The following is a 15,428-nucleotide window of genomic DNA, read 5'->3' on the forward strand; positions in this document are numbered from 1 at the left end:
TCCAGTCATATTGTAGGGCAACTCTTCTCGAAATATGACTATCGGTCATTTCTATGTACTGGCCGTTACCATGACTCATAACATATGATCATGTAACTATCCTAAGGATGATGTAAGGACGTTTATAGCTGATATGGGGGAACTCACCCGGTAACTGTATGCAAAAGTTACCGGGTGAACAAATTTTTTAAGTGGTAAGGTAACGTACAGGAAAGATGTATTGGTATATTAAATGGAAGGATGTTCGTAACTACATGAAATTGCTGGATGTGAAATTAATGTTATATACCAACATCGAAATCTAAATGATTGATTTTTATATTGTTAGAATCGGTCTCGAAAACCGGAGTAGGGGCAACTCTACCGGGGGTTCAAATCCCCCTCACTCCGCCACTATTCAATGACTTACGCTTATCCTTTTTAGTGATGCATATCCCGCTGAGACAATCCCTTTACAAAAAAGCATAGCGCTGAAGCAGACAAGGGCGCCAAAGAATCTTCTCATTTTCTGACTCAGACCAGGACTAAATTTCAGCGTTTCCGCTTTCGTGCGCTAGCAAGTATCCCTTCCGCTGCTGAAGTGCTATTGAGCCACTTCCCTGGCGAAATTTAAATGAATTCAGTGAATTGATGCCGACGTCGCGCGAGGCAGTATTGGCTGACCGTTAAAATAAAAAAAGCCTGCGCGTGGCAGGCTTTGGTCATGAGGGGATCTTAGAACTGGTAGACCAGACCCAGCGCGACAACGTCATCGGTGGCGATGCCGTTTGCGCGGTAGAAGTAGTCATCTTCGTCCAGCAGGTTGATTTTGTAATCAACATAGGTAGACATGTTTTTGTTGAAGTAGTAAGTCATACCCACATCAACGTATTTAACCAGGTCTTTGTCGCCGCTGTTGTACAGGTCTTTACCTTTAGACTGCAGATATGCAACGGATGGGCGCAGCGGTAAACCGTAATCATCGAACTGATACTGGGCAACGACTTCGAAGTTCTGCGTCTTGTTGGCAATACCGCCGCCGAGATAGCTGGTGGATTTACCGAAGGAGGTCATGTTGCGGGTTTCCGCGTACATCGCTGCCAGGTAGATGTTGTTAGCATCGTATTTCGCGCCCACGGTCCAGGCATCGGCTTTATCGCCGCCGGCGTATGCGCTGTCTGCGGATGCGGCCACCTGATTATTGGTACGATCGGAAGAAGCATATGCTGCGCCGAAGCTGATGCCCATGCCAAAATCGTAGGAAGTAGAGATACCGAAACCGTCGCCATTTTCACGCGCCAGTTCACGATCGCCACCGTTATTGGTGCCTTCGCCAGAACCCGCGTTTTCGTTATTACCCTGATACTGCAGGGCAAAGTTCAGACCATCTACTAGGCCGAAGAAATCGCTGTTGCGGTAGGTCGCCACGCCGTTGGTACGGCCGAGCATGAAGACGTCAGTTTGGGTGTAGGTATCGCCGCCGAATTCCGGCAGCACATCGGTCCAGGCTTCAACATCATAAATAACGCCGTAGTTGCGGCCGTAGTCCAGTGAACCGTAATCAGCAAATTTCAGACCCGCGAAACCCAGACGGGTCCAGGAGTTAGCGCCTTCACCTTCAGTGGTGTTAGCCTGAATATTGTATTCCCACTGGCCGTAGCCGGTCAGCTGATCGTTGATCTGTGTTTCGCCTTTCAGGCCGAAACGCACGTAGGTTTGGTCGCCATCTTCAGAAGCATCGTCAGTGAAATAGTGCAGGCCGTCAACTTTTCCGTAGAGGTCCAGTTTATTGCCGTTTTTATTATAAATTTCCGCAGAGTGCGCCGCGCCTGCTGCTAATAACGCTGGCAGCATAATAGCCAATACTTTTCTTTTCATTATGTATTCCCTTTAATCATAATTAATATGAATTGTCTAATTCCCTGTGGAATGACAAATTGATACTAGCCGCTTAAGTTCATTTTTAATTAAATAAAAAATGTAATAAAAGTATATTAAAATATTTCAAAATATTTATTTTATATTCAATATATGTATTTTCTATTCTTAGGGTAATGAATATTTCTGGGGGTTATTGGTGTTTTATTTTTCCTGTTGATATTAAAGTGTTTTTAATTTTTGATAATAATGATATGTGTATTGTAAATAACATAACAACATCATTGCTTATAAAGTAATAAGTCATCTTTTGAAATAATTTTGTTTGATAACGAACATCGCTGAATTTCAGCAAATCGTCTTATTTAAAAGCATGAACACAGCCGTAATATATAGGGGAGTACCGCTCCTGCGTTCACGGATGACCAAAAGCGCTCAGTACTACACTCATGCTTCCAGATAAGCATGATAATTGTATAATGTGATTTGCGTCACAAATGTGTGGTTGACGATGATGCGTTGTGGTTGATGTATGGAGAAGGATTTAATGGACACGAAAGCGAAACGAGGGCCCGTTGGAAAGCTGGCGTTATGGGCTTTTTACGCTTTTTGCGCTTACTTTGTGTGGGCGATGGTACGGTACTGGTGGATAGTGGGGCGGATTCAAAGCGTTCCCGGCGCCAGCATTGATGGTGAATGGGGATCAACGGCGGGCAAATGGATTGGCGCGCTGCTGGGTTTTTTGGTGCTGGGGGCAGTGGGGTTAATCCTTGGGGCGATAGCCTGGTACACGCGTCCCCCTATTCAGGTACATGAACAACGCGATTAAAGTTGCTATGCTCGTGGCTAGTCCCAGGCATCAGGAAACGCTCATGTTATTAGCTGAATGGCAACAACGATTTGAAAACTGGTTAAATACGCATCATGCACAAGAAGATGCGGCTCATGACATTTCGCACTTTCGCCGCGTCTGGAGTACCGCGCAGCAACTGGTCGGCGAGAGCGGCGCTGACGAGTTGGTTATCCTGACGGCCTGCTACTTTCACGATATTGTCAGCCTGGCTAAAAACCATCCTCAACGTCATCACTCTTCACGGATGGCGGCGCAGAAAACGCGGTCTATCCTGCAAAGCGCTTTCCCCGACTTTCCAGTCGACCGTTATCCTGCTGTTATGCATGCCATTGAAGCGCATAGCTTTAGTGCGGCTATACTGCCGCAAAGCGTAGAGGCAAAAATTGTCCAGGATGCAGATCGTCTGGAAGCTTTAGGCGCAATTGGCCTGGCGCGTGTCTTTGCTGTTTCCGGCGCGCTAAACACGATTTTGTTTGATGCTAACGACCCCTTTGCTGACCAGCGCGATCTTGATGACAAGAAATATGCTCTCGACCATTTCCAGAGCAAATTGCTCCGTCTGCCTGAGACCATGCAAACGGAGCAGGGAAGAGCTTTGGCGTCGCATAACGCTCAATTTCTGGTGCAATTTATGGCGAAGCTGAGCGCCGAACTGCGTGGCGACCCGTTGTCGTTGGATGAAGCGGTTTTGCGCCGCTTTGCGCCTGCGGTTTAAATCCGTTGCGACTATTTGTGGTACTCTCTGCAAAAATTGTCCGTGCTGGTTGAGGTTATGCCGCAAAATTTATCCCAAGAAAACCTCCTGTCTTTACCGTCAGGGGAACACGCGCAGGCGTTATTGCGCCAGCTGATGACGATATATGATGTCAAAACCCTGGTCGCACAGCTGGTCGCGGTTGGCGACCAGCACTGGAGCCCGGCGATACTCAAACGGGTGGCGACGGTGAGCCGTGCGGCAAGTAGATTGACTAACGCGGAGTGCGCTCATCTGGCGAGCCTGTTACCGGCTCCGCCGCGCCATCATCCAGACTATGCCTTTCGTTTTATCGATCTCTTCGCCGGCATCGGCGGCATTCGTCACGGCTTTGAAGCTATTGGTGGGCAGTGCGTATTTACCAGCGAGTGGAATAAACACGCCGTACGTACCTATAAAGCTAACTGGTATTGCGATCCGCAAGAGCACAGCTTTAACGCCGATATCCGCGAAATCACTCTCAGCCAGCGCGCCGATATCAGTGATGAAGAGGCGGCAAAGTCTATCCGTGAGGCGATCCCGCAACATGATGTACTGCTCGCGGGCTTCCCCTGCCAGCCTTTTTCCCTCGCCGGAGTATCCAAGAAAAATGCCATGGGGCGCGCTCATGGTTTTGCCTGTGAAACTCAGGGAACGCTGTTTTTTGATGTCGTCAGAATTATTGCCGCCCGCCGTCCGCCGATCTTTGTGCTGGAAAACGTCAAGAATCTGAAGAGCCACGATCAAGGAAGAACCTTCCGTATTATCATGCAGACGCTGGATGAGCTAGGCTATGAGGTGGCGGATGCCGATCATGCGGGCGTCGATGATCCAAAAGTTATCGATGGGCGTCATTTCTTACCCCAACACCGTGAGCGTATCGTGCTGGTGGGTTTCCGTCGCGATTTACAATTGCATGAAGGATTTACGCTGCGCGATATCGCCAGCCTGTACCCGCCGCAGCGGCCGACCTTTGGCGAGTTATTGGATCCCACCGTCGATGCTAAATTCATCCTGACGCCGGTTTTATGGAAGTACCTCTACCGTTACGCGCGTAAACACCAGGCGCGTGGCAACGGTTTTGGCTACGGTCTGGTCGACCCGACCAATCCAGGCAGCGTTGCGCGAACGCTTTCGGCGCGCTACTACAAAGATGGCGCTGAGATCCTGGTCGATCGAGGTTGGGATAAGCCATTGGGCGAAAAGCACTTTGACGATCCACAAAATCAACAGCGCCGCCCGCGGCGTTTAACGCCGCGTGAATGCGCACGGTTGATGGGGTTCGAAGCCCCGGGAGAATACCGTTTTCGTATTCCGGTTTCCGATACCCAGGCCTATCGCCAGTTCGGCAACTCGGTGATTGTTCCGGTGTTTGCCGCGGTAGCGAAGCTGCTGGCACCGCGAATTTCCGAGGCAGTAAAGCGGCGCGTTGCAGGAGATAGCGATGGCGGAAGTTCATGATAAGGCCACACGTAGTAAAAATATGCGCGCTATCGCGACCCGCGATACGGCAATTGAGAAGCGGCTGGCGGCGCTGCTAACGCAGGCCGGATTCACTTTTCGCGTTCAGGAGGCATCGCTACCGGGGCGGCCTGATTTTCTGCTGTCTGACTACCGCTGCGTTATTTTCACCCATGGCTGCTTTTGGCATCATCATCACTGTTATCTGTTTAAAGTACCGGCGACCCGTACCGATTTCTGGCTGAAAAAGATTGGCGCTAACGTGCAGCGCGATCGCCGCGACCTGGCGATGTTGTTAGCACAAGGTTGGCGGGTGCTTATTGTCTGGGAGTGCGCGCTCCGCGGGCGGCAGAAATTAAGCGATGATGCTTTATGCGATCGTCTGGAGGAGTGGATCTGCGGCGGTGGAAATTGCGCGCAGATCGACACTCAGGGCATTGGTTTTATCGATCCGATTGACAAGGCGTAACGGTGGAGCGGGCAGGGAAGAGATATTTACCCAGCGTCACCAACACGACCGCGAAAATAATCACCGCCAGTGCCAGCCATTCGATAAATGAGAGACTTTCGCCGCCAAATCCGGTCCCCAGCAGCACGGCGACAACCGGATTGACATAGGCATAGCTGGTAGCAACCGCCGGCGTTACGTTACGTATCAGATACATATAGGCATTGATGGCGATAAGCGAGCCAAAAATAGCCAGATACGCAACGGCAAATATTCCAGACCAGGAGGGCATTTGGGTGAGTTTTTCGCCTGAGAACCAGGATGCCGCGGAAAGCACTATCCCTGCCGCCAGCATTTCAATCGCGCCCGCCATCATCCCGGTTGGTAATTCAATACGGGAACCGTAAACCGAGCCAAACGCCCAGCTCAGGGAACCAATCAGAATCAGCAATGCGCCCCAGGGATTGCCGCTGAGGTTGCCGCCGCTATTGAGCATCACTATTCCCGCCAGACCGATCGCAATACCGAACCATTCCAGCTTGCGCGTAGCAATGCCAAAAAAACGGCTGAAGCAGAGCGTAAACAGCGGTACGGTGGCGACCATCACCGCTGCGATGCCTGATGGTACATGCTGATGTTCTGCAAGAGTGACGAAGCCATTACCGACGGCAAGCAACAGAATGCCTATCAGTGCCGCATTAAGTAGCGGCCGGCGGGCCGGGAGTTTATGGCCGGTGGCCAGCAAATAGATGAGCAACACGCCGCCGGCAGAGAGAAAGCGGATCCCGGCCATCATCAACGGCGGCCAGCTGGCAACGCCAATAGCGATAGCAAAATAGGTTGAACCCCAAATGATATACAGCGCAAACAGCGCGCCGATAAGGGGTAACAGCTGACGGGTAGACATACTTCCTCGCGACGAAAAGAGATAGAAAGGGAACATATAGTTAACGTGAAAACTAACGTGCTGGCGAGCGCTTTCAATGTGCTTTTTTTGTTATATTTTTGTTGACTAATGACATCTCTGGGCGAGAGGGCACTTTTGCCTCATACTCTATGTTTCATAAACAGAAATTGAAGGAAGCACATTTTGGCGGGAAGTAGTCTTTTAACCTTATTGGACGATATTGCCACGCTGCTGGACGATATCTCCGTCATGGGAAAACTGGCGGCCAAGAAAACGGCTGGCGTACTGGGCGATGATCTTTCTCTCAATGCGCAGCAGGTCACAGGCGTAAGAGCCAACCGCGAGCTCCCGGTAGTATGGGGAGTGGCAAAAGGCTCGTTCCTGAATAAAGTGATTCTGGTGCCGCTGGCGTTACTCATCAGCGCCTTTATTCCCTGGGCCATTACACCGCTATTGATGCTGGGCGGCGCATTTCTCTGCTTTGAAGGCTTTGAAAAAGTGCTGCATAACCTGCATGCGCGCAAGAATAAGGAAGATCCGAAATTGCGCCAGCAGCGGCTGGAAACGCTTGCAGCTCAGGATCCGCAGGCCTTTGAACGCGATAAAGTAAAAGGGGCGATCCGTACCGACTTTATCTTATCAGCCGAAATCGTCGCGATTACCCTGGGTATTGTAGCTGATGCGCCATTGCTTAATCAGATCCTGATTTTATCCGGCATCGCCATTCTCGTGACCGTTGGGGTTTACGGCCTGGTGGGCGTCATTGTGAAGCTCGATGACATGGGATATTGGCTGGCGGAGAAGAAAAGCGCACTGGCGCAGTGGGTTGGAAAAGCGCTCCTGGCCATCGCGCCGCGATTGATGAAAATTCTGACTTTCGTCGGTACCCTGGCGATGTTTCTGGTTGGCGGCGGTATCGTGGTTCACGGCGTAGCGCCGCTGCATCATTTCATCGAGAATTTTGCCCATGGGCTAAGCGGAATGCTGGCATCCACATTGCCTGTGGCCGCTAATCTGGTGCTAGGATTTATCATTGGCGCTATCGTCTTTGGCGTCGTTAAAGCTATCACCGCGTTACGCGGTAAAGCGAAATAAATCCCTGCGCCGGCTACGCAAAATGGGCCGGGGTCGTCTAAGGTGAAACAGTTTCTTCCTGATACCGGAGGCAAAAATGGTCTTGTTGGTCAGTGATGAAGTCAGACGAAAAAACGGCGGGCCGCGGATGGTCGTCACCGGCATTGCCGACGATATGGTCGAGTGCCGGTGGTATGACGGACAGGTCGTACAGCGTGAAGCCTTCCGTGAAGATGAGTTGGTCCGCGGCGAAGGGCAACATTCGCAGCATAATTAGATGTGCAGCGCCCGCTGGTGCGGGCGCTTTTAATATTGATTACGTTCGGACAAGGAGCGTTGATGTTGTTGGTTTCTTTGACCGTACTGCGAGTAAATAATGGATAAGCCGCTCTGGCCAAAAAAGTTTCATCGCCTCTTCAATCCGGGGCGAGTGGTCAATATCTGTTTCATCGTGGTGCTGTTCTTTTCAACGTTGCTCATCTGGCGAGAAATCCGCGTACTGGAAGAAGCCTATGTCGCCAACCAACGTAATAATCTTGAGAACGTGGCCCATGAAATGGATGGGCTGTTGCAATTTAATCTCAATCGGCTGCTCTTTTTCCGCAACAGCATGCAATCAGCACTGGAGAATCCGCTGGATTTCGCGATTCTGCGCCGGGCCGAACAGGAGTACATCAGTAAACGTCATGATCCCATCTGGTCAGTCGAGCTAAACAACCGGCGTACTCTGACGGTATACGGGGTTTCAGATTCTTTTGTCGACGCTGATGATCTGTTATCGCGTAATAATCCTCAGGCCAGCAATGAACTGATGGCTACCCTTGAGCTGGGCTATCTTCTGCGTTTGACCAATAACAACAGAATTTTCAGCGAGCGCATGTCCTACGTTTCTCGCAGCGGGTTTTATACCACAACCGATGCCCCGCGCAGTTCCAGCCAGGTGCTGGCGCAGTTCTCGCGAGATACGGGGTCAGCATGGTTTATGCGGCAAACCCAGCGTGATAATCCAGGGCGAGGGATCCTCTGGCAAACGACTCAACAAGAAGACGGGTATACGCAACCGCAGGTGGTTACGGCCTCGATTCCTCTTGATTATGAGCACTACTGGCTGGGGGTGCTGGCGATGGATTTTTCCATCCGCGACCTGCAGAATTTTCTGGTCAGTGCGGTAAAAGGAGGGCAAATGGGCGAGTATCAACTGTATGACAAGCAGCTCAATTTGCTCGCCTCTTCGGCGCCGGATGATGTCCTGACGCCGCTCTCGCCAAAGGAACAAGAACAACTTCGTTATGCGTTGACCAATGATAACCATGGCGGCATACGTCAGTTAACTCGCTATATCAGTTGGGAAAAGATCCGCAACTTTGACGGCGTACTGTTGCATATTCATACTTTGAAGGAAGGAGTGCGTGGTGATTTCGGGACGATTTCCATCGCACTGACCCTGATGTGGTTAATGTTTACCCTCATGTTGATTGTGTCGTGGGGGGTTATTCGCCGTATGGTCATCAACATGAGCGTGTTGCAGGCGTCCCTTGAGTGGTAGGCCTGGCATGACGCATTAACGCGGCTGCTAAATCGCGGCGCTCTGTTTGAACGGGCGATCGCGGCGGCCCGAAGCTGCCGGCGGAATAATCAACCGATATCCGTCATACAGCTGGATCTGGATTATTTTAAAGGCATCAATGATAAACATGGTCACCAGGCAGGGGACCGTGTTTTGACGTTGGTTGGCAGTACTATTATGGGACAGATTCGCGAGCAGGATATTGCCGGACGCGTTGGTGGTGAAGAGTTCTGTATCGTTCTACCCAATACCCAACTGCCGCAAGCGCGTGCGATTGCTGAGCGTATTCGTCTGCGTATCCATAGCCGGGAGATATTGTTGCACAATAGCGTTAGTTTGCGGATCAGCGCCTCACTGGGGATAAGTAGTAGCGAGACATCAGATGAGTTTAACTTTGAGGAGCTGCAGTCGATTGCCGATCATCGCCTGTATCTGGCAAAGCAGAATGGACGTAATCGGGTTTGTTCGGCTGGGTAGGGCCTGGTAATGTGAGGATGCTCACCTTTATTGCCGCGTTGTTGCTCTTCGGTATGGGAAAATTCTTAAAAAATGCATGGCGCAAGCATACCGTTCGTAAAAGAACGATAACAGGCAAGCCTTGTCGCGCCTGGGTTATTAAATAAGTTGTACATATAAGCCGCATTTCTCAATAATTCTCATCATGAATACTTCTTGTCATGCAAAATAATTGAGGATAATGTCTTCCATGCATCGGATTTCCCGGTGTAACGAATTTTCAAGTGCTTCTTGCATTAGCAAGTTTGATCCCGACTCCTGCGAGCCGGGATTTTTTTCACCTGAGCTTAGCGATTGACTTCAGTAACGCTAAAGTCATGAATATCAAGCTCAAAGGCTTCGGCCAGCTCGCGCCATGTGTGTTCATCACGGCCATCGATACTGACATGATGCGGATCATCTTCACTACGATGTACTTCGCTTTCGCTAATCTCATTGATCGCCGCCAGCAGGGCATCGACATTAACGTCAATCCCGTCGGTATTCATCACACCGTGGTCTTTAGCGGATTTCATCATCACTACCTCGCTCGGCTCTGAAAGGGCCTCTTTAAGTATAGACGGTCTATAAAAACGCCAATTGCGCTGGCTGAACGCTGCGTGAAGTCAGCTTTTGTTCTACACTGGCTCAAAACGAGAGGAGGCGAGTTATGCAGGTAAACGATCGTGTCACGGTAAAGACCGACGGTGGCCCACGTCGATCGGGGGTAGTACTGGCAATTGAGTCGTTTAGTGAAGGAACCATGTATCTTGTGGCGCTGGAAGATTACCCGCTGGGGATCTGGTTTTTCAATGAAGTGGGGCACCCGGACGGCATCTTTGTTGAGAAAGCAGAGTAGGGCCCCATTCAGAAACTGGCGGTAATCGCCGCCAGTTTGCCATCAGCGCATATTGACGTAAATCCCGGAAGTGATGTTTTCAGCCAACCGAACAATATGGTAAATCACCTGTTTATTGTGTGTCTGGATTTTTTTCTTAATATTACCTTTATGTGACGAAACGGTTTTTGCTTTGATATTCATCTGCCTGGAAATATGTGAAGTAGCGTGGCCGGCCATCCACATTTGCAGCATATTCGATTCGGCCTGACTGAGCGATAGAGTGGGAATGCGGATGCGTAATTGGTTTAGATTATTGGCGCTATCGGTCTGTAGATAATTACCCAGTATGTTATCAAGGTCTTTCGGCGTAAGGGATTTTGAGCTGATAAGTAAATTCTTGCGTACAAGTAAATAGTGATCAAAATGGATGTTGGCCAGCGACATAAAAATAACAAATAGAGTATCGGGGTAGGTGGTAATGATGTCGCGGATAAGTTGATTGCTCTCTTCGTGATGTATAAAACAGTCTTCGTTGAGAAACACAACCGCCGGACGCAGCGATTCGCAGCGCTCTTTCAAACTCTGTGCGCTACGCACCTCAATGATATCGCGCTTCTTTATTCCCCGGCTTGCCAGATATCCGGTTAAACCTAGCCGGGTATAGCTGCACAAATCCATGATAATCGTTGACATGACCCATCCTCAATCAACACGTAACGATAATTCATCTGGCCCAGGCCGTGTGATGAAGTCCATTTTTGTAACACCTGACTTTATGCGGAAAGCATTAGCCAAGCTAAACTATTCGCTAATAATACTCATAATTTGCCAGGAATATTCTCAAAGTAAAGCCATAGAAAAAGAATAAGCAGACCCTGACAGTAATAATGCCCGGTGTCGCGGCATATCGTCGCCAGAATTGTAATTTATTTTCGGATTATCCTTATGGAGGGGCAGCCTATTAAATTGGCGCTGGCTATATTCTATTCAAAAAATGCATTTGTCATTCAGGTTTCATACAACTAATAATAATCGGTAAGAATAAACGCTGAGATTGAAGGCGAGGCTAAGCAACGGGAGCATCGCGCAGGGGTGGCGGCCTTAACGCTTTAATGCCACAATACTTTTTTATCGGTTTGTGGGATGGATGATGAAAAAGATTGTTATGGCTGGCACGCTGCTTACCCTGGCCGGATGCGTTCAGGTTGATACCTATGAGGCGGTGGTCAAAGCGCCGGCGCCTGCAGGGCTGGAAGGGTTCTGGCAATCGAAGGGACCGCAGAGCGCAATGGTAAGTCCTGAGGCGATAGCGACGTTTATCGTTACCAAAGACGGAGATACTCTCGATTGCCGTCAGTGGCAGCGGGTAATTGCTGAGCCGGGAAAATTAATGAACCGCGACAATCAGGTTTATAATGTGACCAGCAGCCTCGATATTTATCCTATTGAACGTACTGGAAACACGCTGGAATACGATCGAATGACGTTAACCCGTGTTGAACGCTTAACGCCGGAATGCGAGCAGGCCTGGAAAAAGAACCAGACGGCGAGTACGACCGCGCAGTAATCGATGTTGGCGGGCCGGCTATAAAGCCAGCCCGCTGACCTCAAAGCACCTCTTCAATCACCCACACGCTTACGCTGCCTGCATTACAGGTGAATACGGCATTGCCCTCGTCATCAGTCTCAATAACCTCTTGTCGATTATTGAGAAAATCCTTCCAGCGTTTATTGGCATAATTCTCGCCAAGCGGTAACGTTTTCTCGCCATCGTCGCCGTTGGAGAGCACCACTACGCAGCCAGGATGTTCATCGGTGCCGCTGCGGCTGAAGGCGATACAGTTAGGATGATCGAACCACAGTGTTTGTACGCCGTGGGCGAAACGCTGACGCGCATCGATGAGTTCGTGAAGCTGCTCGATAACCGGCATCTCGATGGAGTATGTCTGGCCATCTCCGCCGGTATCTTCATAACTTGCGCCGAACAGGTCGGCGTAAAATACCGAGGGAACACCGTTTTCACGCAGTAAAATCAGCGCATAGGCTAACGGCTTAAACCAGGCCTCGACCGGCGCTTCCAGCGCCTGAAGCGGTTGGGTGTCATGATTTGTGACCAACGTGACCGCATGGAATGGGTCGGCTTCCACCAGCGTCCCGGTGAAGATTTGACTCATGTCGTAATCGCGGCCCTGACGCGAGGCTTCATGGAATTTCATCTGCAGCGGCGCATCAAACAGCATGGTATTACCGTCAACAAGGTCGATGTACTGCTGTAGCTTATCCACCTCGTGTGACCAGTATTCGGCAACAATGAATAGCGGTTTATCGGTGGACCCCTGCACATGCTCAATCCACTCTTTATAAAACCATGCCGGAATATGTTTGACGGCATCAAGGCGGAAACCATCGCAGCCGGTCTGTTCAATGACCCAGCGGGCCCAATATTTTATCTCTTCGGTCACGGCATGGTTACGGAAATCGATATTTTCGCCCATGAGATAATCGAAGTTGCCCATTTCATCGTCGACCTGATCGTTCCAGCCATCGCCGGTGTAGTCATTAACAACTTTGAATACGCCATCTTCATCGGGATTTTCGATATGGTCGATACCGCTAAAACATTTATAGTCCCAGATAAATTGTGAATATTTGCCACCGCGGCCCGGAAAGGTATAGCGGGTCCAGGCTTCACATTCGATGATTTCTTCCGCGATTTGCGTGCGGTCCTGTTCATCAACGCGTTGTACGCGGATGCGTTCTTTCTCATCGGCGCCCATCTTGTGGTTTACGACGACATCAAGAAGTACGGCAATTTGATGCTCTTTTAGCGCATTAATCGCCGCTAACAGCTGAGCTTTATCGCCGTATTTGGTGGCAACCGATCCTTTCTGATCGAATTCACCGAGGTCGAAAAGATCGTAACTATCGTAGCCAACTGAATAACCGCCGGAAGCGCCCTTATAGGCGGGCGGCAACCAAATCATATTAATGCCAATTTCATTGAGATTTGGCGCAAGGGCTTCTACTTCCCGCCATAACTCGCCACCTTCCGGGTAATACCAGTGAAAACATTGCAACAACGTGGGATTTTTCATCTTCCATGCTCCTGGCGTCATCAAGCTGACCTTTGCAGTATGGGAGATAACTGGCAAATATGAATAATTTCGTTGCTTTTTCGCTATACCCTAAATAGCCGCATATATAATAAATTGGCATAAGATGTAGCGGATAGATGTTGGTAGGCTGCTGCTAAACGCCTTACACTACACGAAAATCTCATTATATTCGGGGTATCTATGAAATTAGCACTTCTGGGTCGTCAGGCGCTGATGGGCGCAATGGCCGTAGCATTGATGGCTGGTGTAAGCGTGAAAACCTTCGCCGCTGAAAATCTGCTTAATCAGGTCAAAGAGCGCGGCACGCTACGCGTTGGCCTGGAAGGTACATACCCGCCGTTTAGTTATCAAGGCGATGATGGCAAATTGACCGGTTTTGAAGTTGAGTTTGCCAATGAACTGGCGAAACACATCGGGGTGAAAGCCGATCTCAAACCCACCAAATGGGACGGCATGCTGGCTTCTCTCGATTCTAAACGTATTGATGTGGTGATTAACCAGGTCACTATTTCCGACCAGCGCAAGAAAAAATACGACTTCTCCACCCCTTATACTATTTCTGGTGTTCAGGCGCTGGTGAAAAAGGGTAACGAAGGCGTGATTAAAACCGCGGCGGACCTGAAAGGTAAAAAAGTCGGCGTTGGCCTGGGTACCAATTATGAAGAGTGGTTGCGCCAGAACGTACAGGGCGTTGATATCCGCACCTATGATGATGACCCGACAAAATATCAGGACCTGCGCGTAGGCCGTATTGACGCCATTTTGGTTGACCGTCTGGCAGCGTTGGATTTGGTCAAGAAAACGAACAACACTCTGGCTGTAACCGGTGAAGCATTCTCCCGTCAGGAGTCCGGGGTGGCGTTACGTAAAGGAAATGAAGATCTGCTGAAAGCGGTGGACACCGCTATTGCAGATATGCAGAAAGATGGCAGCCTGAAGGCGCTTTCAGAAAAATGGTTTGGTGCTGACGTCACTAAGTAACGTCTGAAGATGAAAAAAGGCGCTGATAACGGCGCCTTTTTTTATTTCGCCAGCAACTGCGTGCATAATAAGGATAACTGAGTCTGGAGGTGCCATGTCACTACAAAATTTAACGCGTTTTCCGCGCCTGGAGTTTATTGGCGCGCCGACGCCGCTGGAATATCTACCACGCCTGTCCGATCATCTCGGACGGGATATTTTTATAAAACGCGATGATGTCACCCCCATGGCGATGGGAGGAAATAAACTGCGTAAGCTGGAGTTCCTCGCCGCCGATGCGCTGCGTGAGGGCGCTGATACGCTGATCACCGCAGGGGCGATTCAATCGAACCATGTGCGCCAGACGGCAGCCGTGGCTGCGAAACTGGGGCTGCACTGCGTCGCGTTGTTGGAAAATCCGATAGGCACGCGTGCTGAAAATTATCTGACTAACGGTAACCGCCTGCTGCTGGATCTGTTCAATACTCATGTTGAGATGTGTGATGCATTGACCGATCCCAACGCGCAGCTTGAAGAGCTGGCGACACGTATTGAAGCTCAGGGATACCGTCCTTATGTCATTCCGGTCGGCGGATCTAACGCCCTGGGCGCGTTAGGTTATGTCGAAAGCGCACTGGAAATCGCCCAGCAATGTGAAGGCGCGGTGGAGATCTCTTCGGTAGTGGTCGCCTCCGGTAGCGCGGGTACTCATGCCGGGCTGGCGGTAGGCCTGGAACAGCTGATGCCGAACGCAGAGTTAATCGGGGTGACCGTGTCACGTAGCGTTGCCGACCAGTTGCCTAAGGTGGTGACGCTGCAGCAGGCCGTTGCCAACAGTCTTGAGCTGCAGGCCAAAGCGGAGATTACCTTGTGGGATGATTATTTTGCTCCCGGATACGGTACGCCCAATGAAGAAGGCATGGAAGCGGTGAAACTGCTGGCGCAGCTGGAAGGTATCCTGCTGGATCCGGTTTATACCGGAAAGGCCATGGCCGGGCTGATTGACGGCATTAATCAGAACCGCTTTAAGGATGAGGGGCCGATTCTGTTTATCCATACCGGTGGCGCGCCCGCGCTGTTTGCTTATCATCCGCACGTCTAATGCAGAATAAATCG

Annotated in this window: 15 protein-coding genes and 1 pseudogene; 11 read left to right on the forward strand and 5 right to left on the reverse strand. The window is 50.2% G+C overall.

The features are described 5' to 3' along the window. Positions 1–714: 714 nt before the first annotated feature. Positions 715–1,857 (reverse strand): porin OmpC, encoded by a 1,143-nt coding sequence (ompC, locus tag ABLU86_RS03340; protein ID WP_047040773.1) that lies wholly within the window; start codon positions 1,855–1,857, stop codon positions 715–717. Between the two features lie 547 nt (positions 1,858–2,404). Here ompC and drpB point away from each other — a divergent pair. From drpB to ABLU86_RS03360, 4 genes are read left to right on the forward strand one after another with little or no spacing between them, the layout of a single operon-like run. After that, positions 2,405–2,686, forward strand: coding sequence for a cell division protein DrpB (drpB, locus tag ABLU86_RS03345; RefSeq protein WP_015705988.1), 282 nt, complete (start codon positions 2,405–2,407; stop codon positions 2,684–2,686). A gap of 43 nt (positions 2,687–2,729) precedes the next feature. After that, the gene (locus tag ABLU86_RS03350) at positions 2,730–3,425 is read left to right on the forward strand and encodes a phosphohydrolase (RefSeq protein ID WP_348796026.1); all 696 of its coding nucleotides are present in this window, start codon (positions 2,730–2,732) and stop codon (positions 3,423–3,425) included. A 57-nt stretch (positions 3,426–3,482) separates the two neighbouring features. Then, entirely contained in the window at positions 3,483–4,904 is a 1,422-nt protein-coding gene (locus tag ABLU86_RS03355; RefSeq protein WP_348795921.1) for a DNA cytosine methyltransferase, read from the forward strand. After that, the gene (locus ABLU86_RS03360) at positions 4,888–5,373 is read left to right on the forward strand and encodes a very short patch repair endonuclease (RefSeq protein WP_348795922.1); all 486 of its coding nucleotides are present in this window, start codon (positions 4,888–4,890) and stop codon (positions 5,371–5,373) included. The genes ABLU86_RS03355 and ABLU86_RS03360 overlap by 17 nt, the downstream gene beginning before the upstream one ends. Here ABLU86_RS03360 and yedA read toward each other — a convergent pair. Then, the gene (gene yedA / locus ABLU86_RS03365) at positions 5,348–6,259 is read right to left on the reverse strand and encodes a drug/metabolite exporter YedA (protein ID WP_032711950.1); all 912 of its coding nucleotides are present in this window, start codon (positions 6,257–6,259) and stop codon (positions 5,348–5,350) included. The genes ABLU86_RS03360 and yedA overlap by 26 nt on opposite strands. A gap of 183 nt (positions 6,260–6,442) precedes the next feature. Between yedA and ABLU86_RS03370 the strand changes: the two genes are divergently transcribed. The 3 genes and pseudogenes from ABLU86_RS03370 to dgcQ all read left to right on the forward strand — a co-directional run bounded on the left by ABLU86_RS03370 (position 6,443) and on the right by dgcQ (position 9,377). Next, on the forward strand, positions 6,443–7,354 hold the full coding sequence (locus tag ABLU86_RS03370; protein WP_015705985.1) for a DUF808 family protein: 912 nt from the start codon (positions 6,443–6,445) through the stop codon (positions 7,352–7,354). Positions 7,355–7,430: 76 nt separating this feature from the next. Beyond that, positions 7,431–7,610 (forward strand): DUF2158 domain-containing protein, encoded by a 180-nt coding sequence (locus tag ABLU86_RS03375; protein WP_015365895.1) that lies wholly within the window; start codon positions 7,431–7,433, stop codon positions 7,608–7,610. Positions 7,611–7,709: 99 nt separating this feature from the next. Next, a pseudogene (dgcQ, locus tag ABLU86_RS03380) lies at positions 7,710–9,377 on the forward strand (cellulose biosynthesis regulator diguanylate cyclase DgcQ). A gap of 326 nt (positions 9,378–9,703) precedes the next feature. Here dgcQ and yodD read toward each other — a convergent pair. Further along, positions 9,704–9,931: a YodD family peroxide/acid resistance protein gene (gene yodD, locus ABLU86_RS03385; protein WP_045365619.1), complete on the reverse strand. Its 228-nt coding sequence runs from the start codon at positions 9,929–9,931 to the stop codon at positions 9,704–9,706. Positions 9,932–10,065: 134 nt separating this feature from the next. On the opposite strand from yodD, the gene dsrB reads away from it, so the two are divergent. Next, complete coding sequence (gene dsrB, locus ABLU86_RS03390; RefSeq protein ID WP_015365898.1) at positions 10,066–10,254, forward strand: protein DsrB; 189 nt, start codon at positions 10,066–10,068, stop codon at positions 10,252–10,254. A gap of 42 nt (positions 10,255–10,296) precedes the next feature. Here the strand turns inward: dsrB and rcsA are convergent, their stop codons facing one another. Continuing rightward, entirely contained in the window at positions 10,297–10,929 is a 633-nt protein-coding gene (rcsA, locus tag ABLU86_RS03395; protein ID WP_348795923.1) for a transcriptional regulator RcsA, read from the reverse strand. Between the two features lie 454 nt (positions 10,930–11,383). Between rcsA and yedD the strand changes: the two genes are divergently transcribed. Continuing rightward, positions 11,384–11,803, forward strand: coding sequence for a lipoprotein YedD (gene yedD / locus ABLU86_RS03400; protein ID WP_162184148.1), 420 nt, complete (start codon positions 11,384–11,386; stop codon positions 11,801–11,803). Positions 11,804–11,843: 40 nt separating this feature from the next. Here the strand turns inward: yedD and amyA are convergent, their stop codons facing one another. Then, complete coding sequence (amyA, locus tag ABLU86_RS03405; protein ID WP_045365625.1) at positions 11,844–13,331, reverse strand: alpha-amylase; 1,488 nt, start codon at positions 13,329–13,331, stop codon at positions 11,844–11,846. Positions 13,332–13,532: 201 nt separating this feature from the next. On the opposite strand from amyA, the gene tcyJ reads away from it, so the two are divergent. After that, positions 13,533–14,333 carry a cystine ABC transporter substrate-binding protein gene (gene tcyJ, locus ABLU86_RS03410; RefSeq protein WP_015365902.1) on the forward strand — a complete coding sequence of 267 codons (801 nt, stop codon included), beginning with the start codon at positions 13,533–13,535 and terminating at the stop codon, positions 14,331–14,333. 94 nt (positions 14,334–14,427) lie between these two features. Beyond that, the gene (dcyD, locus tag ABLU86_RS03415) at positions 14,428–15,414 is read left to right on the forward strand and encodes a D-cysteine desulfhydrase (RefSeq protein WP_348795924.1); all 987 of its coding nucleotides are present in this window, start codon (positions 14,428–14,430) and stop codon (positions 15,412–15,414) included. Positions 15,415–15,428: the final 14 nt, after the last annotated feature.

It is taken from the genome of Klebsiella sp. JN_Kp121, assembly GCF_040062145.1.
Lineage (GTDB): Bacteria > Pseudomonadota > Gammaproteobacteria > Enterobacterales > Enterobacteriaceae > Klebsiella > Klebsiella aerogenes.